Annotated in this window: 1 protein-coding gene (cut by a window edge); it reads right to left on the bottom strand. The window is 54.6% G+C overall.

The window, feature by feature from the left end; translation table 11 throughout:
* Positions 1-13,963, bottom strand: partial view of an autotransporter-associated beta strand repeat-containing protein gene (locus THICY_RS07345; RefSeq protein WP_013835980.1) — the 3' portion only. Its footprint extends 15,860 nt past the window's final position; the window shows 13,963 of its 29,823 coding nt (coding positions 15,861-29,823); its start codon lies beyond the right edge, outside the window; it ends in the stop codon at positions 1-3.

A 13,963-nucleotide genomic window follows, 5' to 3' on the forward strand; every position in this document is an offset into this window, starting at 1 on the left:
TTAAATGACTGATGCTAAACGCGGTTGTTGAATGACCACCGATGTTAACCGATCTACGGTAACACCCATACGTTTGGCGGCGGCGACACCTAATAAAATTATTTCATCTTCAGCACGATCTAGGTCGATACTAGCGTCTACTAAATCGATAATTAGAGTGCCATCTTCCGCGACCGAAACAGCAAGATTAACCGACGGACCGTAAGCTAAACGATGCGATACATCCGTGCGACTACTAATCACCAGGCCTGCTAAGGACGGTGGTGCGGAAGGCGCAACATCCTCTTTCGTTGACGATAATTCATTACCGCGATCCTCTAACCCAACAACTTGGCGAGTTGATAGTTCCTGGCCTTCGGCAACAAAGACCGTTAGCCCCGCATTACGCTGCGTTGGCTCGGGTGCTAGGTCTGGTTGAGTTAACCGCAAGCCAATTGGCGTGACTGTTACCGTCATAACAATTGGATCACCACCTACGCGTGATGGTGCGGCAGGCACTATGACCAACGGTGCGGCAGGGGTTGTAACCAACGGTGCGGCAGGGGTAGTGATCAACTGCTCGTCGAGTTGAGTCGGCAAACTGGGCATAGCTCTAGCTTCACTATCCTCATCTGCCACAGTGCCAATTGACCCTGATGTAATACTCGAAAAGGTCGAAGCACTGGTCGGGGCAATATAGTTACCGATATCTGTGCCAGTAATACCCGTCACACCGATCTGAATAAATTTATTTAGTCCAACATTGGCATCTAGGAAACTGGCAGTAAAGGTTGCTTCGACTTCATCATTACCAAAAGTGTTTAAGGTCAGCGTAACAATATCATTCGCATCGGTTGTGCCATCAAAAACACGACTTTGTGCCGCAATAGCTTTAGCTGATAAGGTGAACGGTGTGATACCGGCAGACAAACCGCTCACAGGTGCCAATGTGTAATTACCCGCATCTTCACCCCTCAATTCAACACCTGTCGCAGTCACCTCGTGATTACCGACATTTTTAGAGTCAAAAGTTCCTGTTGCACCATCGAGTCTTTGAATAATAAAAACTTCATCATCTCCAATTACCCCGCTGCCCAAGGAAGCCACTGAGGAGCTAATTTGAGCAACATCGGTGCCATCATAAACTTTGTTTAAAGCGACCAAACCTACGACTGATAACTCTTTTTGAGCAACGGTGTAATCACCACCGCTGAAGCTGCCAATGCTGTAGTTGGCCGCATCATCACCGAGCAATGCCGCGATGCTTTGGATACCTTCATAGGTGCCCGCATTAAGGTTGCCACTGGTGCTGGTGTTGCCTGCGGTGTTAATGGTTATGGTGGGCGTAGCCAATACATCGCCACTGACCAGGTTACTGAAGCTCACGACACCATCAACCAAGCTTTCACCATAAGTAGTAGTGCTAGTCGTAATCGCACCATTCAGGTTACGCTTATCAACGGTGTAATCACCACCGCTGAAGCTGCCAATGCTGTAGTTGGCGGCATCGGTGCCGCTTAGTGCGGTCACACTCTGAATGCCGGTGTACTCACCTGCACGCAGGTTACCGCTGGTACTGGTCTTGCCTTGGGTGTCGAACGACACTGTGGGCAACTCAAGTACATCATTAGCAATCAGATTGTCGAAGCTGACTGCGCCCTCCACCAGATCAAAACCATACACGTTACTGCTGGCTGCAATCTCACCCGTCAGCACCAACTGATTGACCACGTAGTTGCTGCTATCCGTGGTGAACGCTGCGAGTGTGTAGTTGCCAGCGTCTGTGCCGGTCAGGCTATCCGCCGCTACACTCTGTGTGTAGCTACCCGCGTTCAGGTTGTTACTGCTACTGAGTTGTTGATCGTCAATGAGCGCTGTCACGCTGATCACATCCGCGCCGACCACGTTGTTGAAGCTCACAGCACCCGTTGCAGCCGCCGTGCTGTAGGTGGTGGTGACACCCGCGATCGCCGTACCACTTAGGGCCAGCTTATCAACGGTGTAATCACCACCGCTGAAGCTGCCAATGCTGTAGTTGGCCGCATCATCACCGAGCAATCCCACGATACTTTGGATGCCCTCATAGGTGCCCGCATTAAGGTTGCCACTGGTGCTGGTGTTGCCTGCGGTGTTAATGGTTATGGTGGGCGTAGCCAATACATCGCCACTGACCAGGTTACTGAAGCTCACGACACCATCAACCAAGCTTTCACCATAAGTGGTAGTGCTAGTCGCAATCGCACCATTCAGGTCAAGCTTATCAACGGTGTAATCACCACCGGTGAAGCTGCCAATGCTGTAGTTGGCCGCATCATCACCGAGCAATGCCGCGATGCTTTGGATACCTTCATAGGTACCCGCATTGAGGTTGCCACTAGTGCTGGTGTTGCCTGCGGTGTTGATGGTTATGGTGGGCGTAGCCAATTCATCGCCGCTCACAAGGTTACTGAAGCTCACGACACCATCAACCAAGCTTTCACCATAAGTGGTAGTGCTAGTCGCAATCACACCATTCAGGTTACGCTTGCTAACCACGTAATTTTCGGTGTCGGTCGTGAAAGCAGACAAACTGTAGTTAGCAGCATCTGCACCGGTCTGACTGTTCGCCGCCACGCTTTGTGTGTAGCTACCCGCCCTCAGATTGCCACTGTTGCTCAACTTCTGGTTATCAATAAACGCGTTGGCGATTACTGCATCACCCGACAGCAGATTAGCAAAACTCACTGCACCGGCATTTGCCGAGGTACCGTAAGTTGTTGTGACATCAGCAACAACCGTCTCAAGTGACAGTTTTATTACAGTCAGCTCACCAACACTGCCTGCATTGTCTGTAAAGGCGTAGCCCAAACCAGTCGCTAGCCCACTTGCATAAGCGACATCGTAATCTCCAACAATACGCTTACCTGCGCTAGAAGTAGTCTCGGGTGTTAAGGATTCAACAGTCCAAATTGCCTCGCCCGTGACGATTTCGGCAATGCTATCTCCATTGACTGCACTACTAAAAGTGGCCGTAAAGTTTGTCGCATCATCATCACCATAGGTGATGGTCTGCGCGCCTGGTGTGACGGTGATTGTTGGCTGCTCACGGTACAACGCATTAATGACATTGGGGTCGAGTGACGTGGCATAACCCGCTGTTTCGATTCCCGCTGAGTCAATGTCCGTGAAATAGCGGAACCGCCCTGTACCTGAACCAACCATATTCGTCAGCCCTGAGCTACCGGCCACGCTACCGCTGTAGAGGGCAATCGTGCCACCAGTACCGACCGTCAAAACCGGTGTTCCGCTCGTGGTATCAATCAAAATGTTGCCTGAAGCCGGGGTGCCATCACCCCCACGAGGCGCACTGGTACCCGCGGCCACTCTAATTGCAGTCGCTGAAGTACTTGTGGTGCTAATGTTTTCTGCAATCGTGAGATCACCTTCCAGCGTACGAATAAACACATCACCACTGGAATAAATGCCCGTAGGGTTCACTGAACCAATCGTCAAGCCACCACTGGCATCAACGAATGACAATGCACCCACACGCGCACCAGCACTACCCGCCGCCAGCGTTGCGATAACGTTATTTTGATGCGTCAGTGTAAAGTTGCCTGAGCCATTCAAGCCCAACGCACTAGCGCTCATTGCTGCTGTTTGGGTGACATTGCCAGAAGCGTGCAGATTAATCGTGCTCGCGATTAAATCTCCGGCAACCACCAAGTCGCCCGCAAATACAGTAATGGGACCAGCGATTGCAATTGAATTAGTTGCACTGCCGAGTGTGACGGCTTGGTCATTCGTACCATTAGCATTGCTTGCTTTACCCAGGGTCAAGCTGCCCAGTGTAGATCCAAAAACAAAGCCAGCGTCAGCCGTATTAAAGGCGCTGGTGAAGTCATCACCCGCGGACTCAATCCGCAAATGACCGGCTCCAGTGAAAGCACTACTTTGGCTTGTCGGCGCATTATTGACCAACAATAAAGTCCCTTCGGTGATCTTGGTTTCCCCGGTGTAGGTGTTGCTGCCCGACAACGTTAAAGTGCCAGTGCCGAGCTTCTCGAAGGCGCCATCGCCCGAGATCACGCCTGAGAACTCCGTGGAGTTATTGTTAGCGCCGGTACCAAAGGTAAAGCCATCACCCAACACCAGGTTACCCGCGCCTTCAATCGAACCGACGGTGTCGGTTGATCCGACCTCATAGGTGCCATCTTCATTGATGATGACACGCACGTTGTCATTCAAGCTGCCGCTAACAATCAGTCGACCGCTGTTGACGGTGGTCACGCCGCTGTAAGTATTGATACCCGTTAGGTTCAGTTCACCCGTACCGGTCATGGTGAATTCGCCATTACCGCTGATGGTGCCAGCGATCTCACCTGCATCCGAACCTGCAGCCGTGCCCGACTCATTAATCGTCAGGGTGTTGTTGCCCATGCCAATGGCCTGTGCATCTAGACCCGTGACATCCAAAGTGGTGTCAGCACCGAGCGTGACCGTGTTGCTGTAGGTCTGGCCACCGGTGGTTGAGACCGACATGGTCGTGCCATCGCCATTCAGGGCGGTGGTGCCTGAGACGGACAAGCTGCCGAGTTCCTCAAAGAATCCAACCAACGCGTTAAAGACCGCGTTGCCAGTGATCTCAAGCGTATCTTCGTTGTTTGTTCCACTGGTGACACTGCTGTCGAGCGTGTCGTTGAAAGTGACGGTCGTACCTGCAATGGTGGTGTTCTGACTCAGCGTCACCGGACCGTTATAGGTCGCTGTACCGCCCGCTGCATACTCATCACCGGCCAAGGTAATACCCGTTGCGGTGATGGCCTGTGCACCGGTGGTGAACACGTTGTTCAGGCTAGCGGTGGTGGCGCTGTTGATGGTCAAGCTGGCTAGGCGATTCGCACTATCCGCCGCTGTGCCTACCACATCGTTCAAGGTCACGTTACCCGTGCCTGCAGTCAGGGTCAGATCCTGTGCACCGTTGATGGTATGACCGAAGGTGATGTCGCCCGCACTATTTGAAGCATTGCCTGTAGTCATCAACAGATCATTGGTCAGCGTGACTGCCGTGGTGAAATCGATATTACTATTAGTGGTGGTGATGTCACCGGCCAAGCTGCTAGTGCCCGTACCATTCTGGGTGAAGCCTGTTGTGGCGGTGATGTTGCCCGCCGCGGCTGTGCTGAAAGTGCCATCATTGGTCACCGTCATGCTACCGCCCGCGCTCAAGGCTTGGTTCACGGTCAAGTTCTGACCGGTGAAAGCAACCGCACCGGTGAAGTCTGTAGCACCGTTGAAAGTGGTTGTGCCTGTGCCGGCTTGCTGGGTGAAGCTGGCAGCGTCGATCGCATTCGCGGTCACATTGGCGGCGCTCACTAAGGTCATCGCACCTAGGCGTTCATCGTCACCGACGACTCCGGTGAAGGTGATGTTGCCTTCGCCTGCGGTCAGCGTCAGATTCTCGCCACCGTTCAGAGTGCCGGTGAAGGTGATGTCGCCGGCACCGATGTTGGTGGTCATGGCGGCGGAACCGGTCAGCGTCACAGCCGTTGCAAAGCTGATGTCGTTGTTCGTGGTCGTGATGTCGCCGGCCAGGCTGTTGGTGCCGTTGCCGTTTTGGCTGAAGGCGCCAGGTGCGGTGATGTTGCCTGCGGCGGCTGTGGTGAAGGCCCCTTCGTTGGTCACTGTAACCGTGCTGCCGCTGCCTAGGGCTGCATTCAGGGCCAGGGCTTCACCGGTGAAAGCAAAGGCGCCACTTAGGGTCACTGGGCCACTAAAGGTGGTCAGTGTGGTACCGGCGTCCTGCGTGAAGCTGGCTGCAGTCACGCTCTGCTCAAACGTGGCCTCATTGGCATCCGTCACAACGATCGCACCGAGCGCGTCGGCATCCGCGGCACCCACTGCACCACGCACCGTGATGTTGCCATCCGTACCCGCATCCAAGGTCAAGGCCTGGCCGGCGCCGGTGACGGTTGCAGTATTGGTCGCACCCAACACAATGTCCTGACCACTCGCGCCGCCGGTGCTCAGCACCACTGCGTCGTTACCGGTCAGTTCAATGGCTGAAGCAAAGTCTATGCCACCGGTGCCCGTCAGTTTGCCGCCGAGACGATTAGTTGCAGTGCCATCTTGCTTGAACAGACCAGTAACTGTTAGCTCTGCTGCATCAGCGGTGGTGAACAGACCCGAGTTGGTGACCGTCATGGCCCCGCCCACGGTGTTGCCAGCCGCATTTAACGTCAGCGCACCCCCAGTAAAGTCAAATACGTTCACGGCAATGCTCTGTTCAAATGTGGTGCTGGACGTATTCATTACTGATAACGTACCCATGCTGGTGCCGATAGCACCAGATACCACCACTGAACCATCCGTATTCAAAGTGAGATCAGAAGTTGAGCCTGTGCTGGTGCCGGAGACCGAGCCCAAATTTATGTCGTTGCTAATACCGGTACCCAGCGTAAGTTCTACCCCGCTCAGAAGTGTTGTAGCACTCAGGTCAATGTCGCCCGTTGCAGCGCCACCCACTGTGGTATTTGCGGTCACTGAAATAGCCGTGCTTGTGCCACCCAAGGTGATCTTAGCGTCACCATTAGTCGCCTCGATTACCCCGGCTAGCTCAATTTGACTCGGTGCCGTCGCTAACACACCACCTTCAAATGTGATTGAATCAGCCGCATCATCACCCAGTATCAGGCTGCCCGTATTAAGAAATGTGGTGAGCCCAGCAATATGATTGTTTGCACCTGTAAAATTCACCGAATACGCTTCAGCCGAGGTATTCAACCCTGTTGATAGCGATGTATCGCCTTCAAACGCGACCGTATCCTGAGTATCCGTGATGTTCACCGTGGCCGCTTTTAGCGAGTCAGCAAAAGTTGCTTTCGCAGCCTGAACAATCGTTAAAGAACCCAGTTTATTATCTTCACCATGTTGATTCAGACCCACTGCGCCGGTCACTGTTAGATGTCCAGTGGTACCTGCATTAAAGCTCGCACTATTGCTTTCACCATCTACGCTACGCAGTTCACCGTCTATGATGATGTTGGCACCTGATGGATTCGAACCACCCGTGGTGTCCGCTGTAAAGCTGTCACCAATAATGACGTCGCCTGTGAAGCGAATTTCGCTGCCGGCAGAAGTGTAGGTACTCCGTAGAATGATATTTTGATTCGTGATGCTATTAGCCGTGTAGGTTTGTTGGCCTGTGGTGGTCACATCCTTCATCGAAATTGAAGCGCCACTAACAGTTACGCTTGCAAGCGAAAAACTTTGACCTAAATTTTTCAAAAGTTCAACGCCACCAGTGCCAGCATCAATCGTGAGTGATGACTGATTTTCTATAGCGCCAGCAACTATGATATCTCCACCAACATCTGAGCCTGTTGATAAAATTGTAGTGCCACGCAATAGCAGTTCTGAGTTTTCATCACCCAACCGAAGCTCATTACCCTCAGTTTGAATGAGACCTCCAATATTTATAAAGTTCGAAGAAGCGATATTCGTCGTTAACCCGCCTTCAAAAGTCAACACATCGTCTGAATCATTGCCTAATGTAAGTGTAGTCACATTCAATGTCACCGCATCAACAATGGTCACATCACCATTAAAGTCGAGGCCATAACCAGCATCTTCACCAAATGTGGTCAGTGATTTTGCGGTGACTGTGCCAGTAAAACTGACATAACCTGTTGAAGCAGCGGTATTGTCATGAAGCGTGAGGCCATGCGTGACACCACCGTCGATGGATGCGACTGTGATCGAACCACTGCCAGAGCGCAAAACCGTATCAGTTGAGAGGGTGACCTGCCCCAAGGTCATCGCCGTATTTGACGTAGCAAGCGAACCTGCAACGGTTGTTGCGCTTGCCGTGCTCACAAGTCCACCTGTGAAGGTGAGTATGTCGGTATCAGCATCCCCTAGCGTGACACCACCTGAGTTGCTGAAGGTGACCGCATTGGTGACTTGAGTCGTTGCCCCTGTGAAGCTCACGGCATAACCTGCGGCTGTCGTGTTCAGCGTCGTTGTTGAGAAGTTGCCTGCAAAAGCGATGGTGCCGCTGGTATCTGTGAGTGTGACGGTATTTGCTGTCACGGCCTGGAAGGTGGCGCCACCTGTGTTGGTGAGCGTCAACGTATCAAAATCAGTACCAACTGAACCACCGACGGTAACTTCACCCGTGGTATTCAGTGTTAAGTTGGCCGCTGTGCCCCCGCCGCTAACCGAAGCAAGGTTCAGATCCGCAGCAGATCCGTAGCCCACCGTCAGCGTTACGCCACCTTCTAAAATCACATCACCCAAGGTGATGGTGCCGGTAGAGGAGCCACCAATAGTGGTATCACCGACAATCGTTACATCCGTATCACCATCGCCGAGAGTAATAACACCCAACCCAGCCGCACGGATCAGACCATGCACAGACACGTTGCTTGGTGCAGTGGCCACAACACCACCGGTGAAATCAAACGCATCACCATTGGCATTGCCCAAGGTCACCTTGCCGGTGTTGGCAAAGGTAGTGAGTCCAGCACTAGCGTTAGTTTCACCGAGCAGAGCAATATCGAAACCTCCACTCGCTGCGCTCAAACCACCCAGCGTGGTGTGACCATTGATTGTGATAGTGCCGCTCTGGCTTGCATCCCCCAAAGTAAGAGTCTCGGAACTGCCATTCACTGCAGCAACTGAAAGTTTGCCACTGCCGCTGGCAAGGGTTGTATTTGCCGCGAGACTCACATCCCCCAGCGCCATCGCGCTGTTTGAGGTCACAATCGTTCCACCCAAACTGACTGTGCCAGTGACAGCCGTTGTATCTAGACCACTGGTGAAGGTGAGTGTGTCGGTCTCGTCATTACCGAGCGTCAAGGCGCCGGTATTGGTGAATTCGACGTTGTCGGTGATGGTGGTCTGATCACCCAACAGGCTCAGCGCATAGCCACCGGCTGCTGTGGTCAGGCTGGTGGCCGTCAAATTCTGTTCAAAGGTCACCGCACCGCTGGCGCCAGTTGCTTGCAATGACAGCGCATCAATGCCTGACACTACGCCCGAGACCGTGGTGGTGCCTGTGCCAGAAATAAGCGTCAGGCTGTTATTAGCGCCCGTCACACTGGCCAATTGAATCGCACCCGCGCCTGATCCGCTAGACAACGTAATGGTTTGTTCGTCGCTATCGGCATCAACCAACAATGTCAGCGCACTGCCGATAGTCAGAGCGGCATTGTCAGTGGTGATGTTCGCACCCAAGTTCATTAGGCCGGCGCCGTTTTGAGTAAAGCCACCGTCAGCGGTGATGTTGGCACCCGCCGCTACGGTCAGTAGACCGGCATTGGTAATCGTTGTACTACCTGTACTGCTCCAGGCCTGGTCAATGTTGATTGCGGCACCGGTTAGCGTAGTGCTGGTGGCGGTGACCGTATCTTGATAGGTCTGGGTGCCCGAAGTCGTTACATTTGCCAGCAAAGCCAAGTCATCTTCAACGCTCAGGCTGGTAATGGCGTGGGTGCCACCAATCGTGCCCGAGAGGGTGATCAGGCCTGTGCCCGTAGCCGTGTTGCCAAGAGTCAGTGCCGAAGCGCTGCCTGCGGAAGCGGCATTAATGGTGCCGGAAATTGTGAGTGCACCGTTGTTGCGAATCAGGGTGTTGCCATCGAGGGTGATGGCGCCCGAGGCGGTGCCCAGTGTGTTGCTGGTGTTAAAGATGGCGCCGGTGCGGGTGCCGGATTGGTCAACGCCCTGCCCCTGAGCGGCGATGGTATTGGCGACGGTGCGGCCATCCAGATCCAGCGCGGCATCGCTTTGAATGGTAACAGCGCCAGTACCGAACGCACCGCCTGTCAGCGTATGACCATCCAAGGTGCTGTTGGCGCCGGCTTGCAAGATACCGTCTGCCACGGTGGTGTTACCGCTGTAGGTGCTCACGCCCGCCATACGCAGCGTGCCAGGGCCTTGCTTGATGAAGTTACCGCCACCGCTAATGGCTGCTGCAATCAAGCCATTGTTGCCGAACTCTTCCACCGTCAGGTCAAAGCCCGCGTTATTAATGGCGGCTGCACTGAAGTTGGTGACCGAGAAGGTCGTGTTAGCCCCAAGCGTCATGGCCTCGCCATAGCTCTGGGTGCCGGTGGTGGTCATCGAACCACCATCAATCCGAACCGTACCACCCACATCGGTAGTGATGGTCGCCGCCGTCACGGCCGACTTAAACCAGGTCTGGCCGTCACTATTCACGGTCAAATCACCCAACGCGCCATCGGTTGCACCACCGACGATACCGTCAAAGGTCACGTCACCTGTGCCGGCGTTAATCGTCAGGTTGTAGCCTTCGGTTGCTTCAGAATTCAACGTGTTCTGTAAGTGAACCGCGGTGTTGGTCGTAGCCAATGTCACCGAGGAGCCCAAGGTCACCGCACCACCGAATGTTTGCGTACCTGCGGTGGTGATATTGGCGTCAATCACGCTGGCGTCATCGATCTGCAGGCTAGCAATCGCAGAGCCTGCACCGACAACGCCGGACAGCGTCACCAAACCGGTATTCGCGAAGGTCAGTGCTGAGTTAGCAGCACCAGTAGCTTGGTTGATAGTGCCGTTGATCACCAAGGCACCGACATTGCGTACCGTCACGTTATCGGACAGCTCAATGTTGCCATTGACCGTAGCCGTATCCGCCGCCGAGTTAAACAAGGCGCCGGTCAAATCACTGCCGTCACCCGCTACGTCATGGCCCGTGCCAGCCAGAGTCAGGTTGTTGGCAACCGTCAAGCCATTCAGATCCAGGCCTGCTCCGCTCTCAACAGTCACGCGCCCCACACCGAATGGTCCATCGGTAAAGCTTGGGCTCTCCGTGCTGGAAACACCGGCTTGCAACACACCCGCTTCAACCGTGGTGCCACCACTGAAGGTGTTATCGCCCGATAGGGTGAAGGTGCCCGTGCCCTGCTTGACCAGTGCGCCAGTACCCTGGATCACACCAGCGAAGGTGGTGCTTTGATCGTCACGACCCACACGCAAGGTGCGCGATCCGAGATTCACCGTACCACCTGTGCTGCCATCACCGCTTAAGCGATCAATGGTGCTATCGAAATCAATCAACTGCAACGTAGCGTTGGCCGCATTCGCAATCACCACGCGCGCGTTGGTCAAAGCCTCTGCAGAACCCGCCACCAAAGTACCATCATTAATGGTGGTGATACCCGTGTGGGTGTTGGTGCCGGTCAAGGTGGTCGTACCCGTGCCCGCCTGCACCAAGTTACCCGTGCCACTGATGTTCTGGAAGATCGTTACCGCGTCGCTGCGGTTGATGATGAATGTGCCGTTGTTCACAAAGTCGGCATTGCTATTTGATGCCAGACTGCCCTCTGTGCCGCCCGCGCCCAACTGCAAGGTACCGGTATCAATCGCGGTCTTGCCGGTATAGGTGTTGGTGCCGGTTAAGGTCAGGGTGCCAGTGCCCAGCTTCTCAAAGGCGCCATCGCCCGAGATCACGCCTGAGAACTCCGTGGAGTTATTGTTAGCGCCGGCACTTAGGGTAACGGTGCTACCCAGCACCAGGTTGCCCGCGCCTTCAATCGAACCGACAGTGTCGGTTGAGCCGACCTCATAGGTGCCGTCACTGTTCACAATGACGTTCACGTTGTTGTTCACGCTACCAGTCACAATCACGCGGCCATCATCGATGGTGATGTCGCCGTCATTACTGTTGCTACCCGAGAGCGTGAGCTCGCCCGCACCGGTCATGGTGAATTCGCCGCCGCCACTGATGATGCCGGCAATCTCACCTGCATCAGCATCACTACCAGACTCATTAACGGTCAGCGTATTCGAGCCTAGGCTGATGGCCTGAGCATCCAGGCCCGTGACATTCAAGGTGGTGTTAGCACCGAGTGTGACCGTGTTGCTGTAGGCCTGGCCACCAGTGGTTGAGACCGACATGGTCGTGCCATCGCCATTCAGGGCGGTTGCGCCGAAAACGGTCAGGCTACCGAGCTTTGCAGTATCACCCACCAACGCGTTGAATACGGTGTTGCCAGTGATCTCAAGCGTATCTTCGTCGCTCGATGCACCGGTTGCACTGCTGTCGAGTGTGTCGTTAAAGGTGACGGTGGTGCCTGCCAGAGTTGTGACTTGGCTGAGAGTCACTGGGCCGCTGTAGGTCGCTGTACCGCCCGCCGCATACTCGCCACCAGCCAACGTAATCGCACCGGCCGTTACAGACTGCGCACCCGTGGTGAACACGTTGTTCAGGCTAGCGGTGCCTGCTCTGTTGACCGTTAGGCTAGCGAGGCGATTCGCACTATCCGCCGCTGTGCCCACCACGCCGCTCAAGGTCACGTCACCCGTGCCTGCAGTCAAGGACAGCACCTTTGCACCCTTGATGGTGTTGCTAAACAGAATGGTGTTGTTATTCGTTGCTAAGGTCGCATCGCTCAACAACGTCGCCGCACCCGTATAAGTCTGGGTGCCATCGGTGTTGACCGAAATCGCCGCTACACCCGTCTTGCCGAAAGTGCTGTCTTGGGTTACTTCAATGGTGCCCATTTTGAACAGTTGACCGACATTGCCCTCAAACGTGGCGTTGCCGGTTACTGTCAGAGTGCGTAGCGCCGAATTGCCGGCATTTTCAATGCTATCCAACGTACCCGCAAAGGTGGTGGTGCCCGCAGTGAAGGTGGTGTTCTGCTCGAGCGTGGTCGCACCGGTGAAGGTGATATCACCCGCCGTCGCGGTATAAGTGCCGTTGGTCAGATTGATGTTGCCGGCCGTCACGGTCTGGTTGCCGCTGGTGAACACATTGTTCAGCGTGGCATTGGCGGCACTGTTGATGGTCAGGCTGGCTAGGCGATCAGTGCTATTGGCACTGGTACCCATCACGCCGACCGCTTCAATGTCGCCGGTGCCCGCCGCCAGCGTCAGCGCAAAGGCGCCGTTAACTGAGCCACCCAGTGTAAGGTTCGCTCCAGTGCCGTTGTTGGCGTTATTGGTGGTATCGATGGTTGTATCTGCTAACAATGTTAGCGCGCCAGTGCCGAAGTTCATTGCATCATCGATGCTGAGTATCGTTCCACTTAAGTTCACTGGGCCGTTGCCATCCACAGCCAGGCCAGCATTGAAGTTGAAGTGATCACCTGCAGTATCACCCAGCGTCACCGAACCAGTATTCAAGAAGTTCACAGCGCTGGTGAAGGTGTTGGAAGAGCCGATCAGGCTGACAGAAAAGGCATTGGCCTCTGTCACCAGATTGGCTAGCGTGACGTTTTCGGTGAAGCTGGCTTGGGATTCACCGGCATTGATAGTAAGGACCTTGCCCGCGCCGCTGATCGCGCCATTAAAGTCCAGGTTGGCGCCAGCTGTGGCTGCACCATCATTAGTTGAATCAACCGTGCTATCAGTCAACAGCGTCAATGTGCTGTTGCCGAAGTCCAGGGTGCCGCCAGCGCTGCGGATGGTCGCAGCCAAATCAATGGCGGCGTTGTTGCCAACACTCAAGCCATCAGTAAACACAAAGACGTTGCTCGCATCAGTTGCACCCAAGGTCACTTTGCCCGTGTTGGCAAAATCGGTTGTGCCACCGATGGTGTTGTCACTGCCGGTGAAGCTGATGTCGTAGCTACCGGTGTCCACGGTCATGCCCGTGGTAATGGTGACGTTGTCTTCAAATGACAGCAACTCACCGCTTTGCGCTACGTCGTTGGCAATCGTTAGGGTGCCAGCATCCACGGTATCTGCAAACGTGATGCCTTCACCGCGCGTCAATGTGATGGTGCCGATGTCGGTGCCGACCCTGCCGGTCACTGTCACTGTGCCCGCGGTGTTAAAAGTCAGGTCAGACACCGCGCCACCCGTGGTACCGGTGACGGAAGTCACGGTGATGTTGCTAGCTGTGTTGTCACCAATCGTCAGATCGGCGCCGTCAGCCAAGGTCACGGCAGCCACCGTGATGTTACCTGTGGACACGCCGCCAATGAGGGTCGTACCCCTTACGGTAACGCCAGTGGTGGCGTCGCCTAAGCTGATC

It is taken from the genome of Thiomicrospira cyclica ALM1 (assembly GCF_000214825.1).
Classification (GTDB): domain Bacteria; phylum Pseudomonadota; class Gammaproteobacteria; order Thiomicrospirales; family Thiomicrospiraceae; genus Thiomicrospira; species Thiomicrospira cyclica.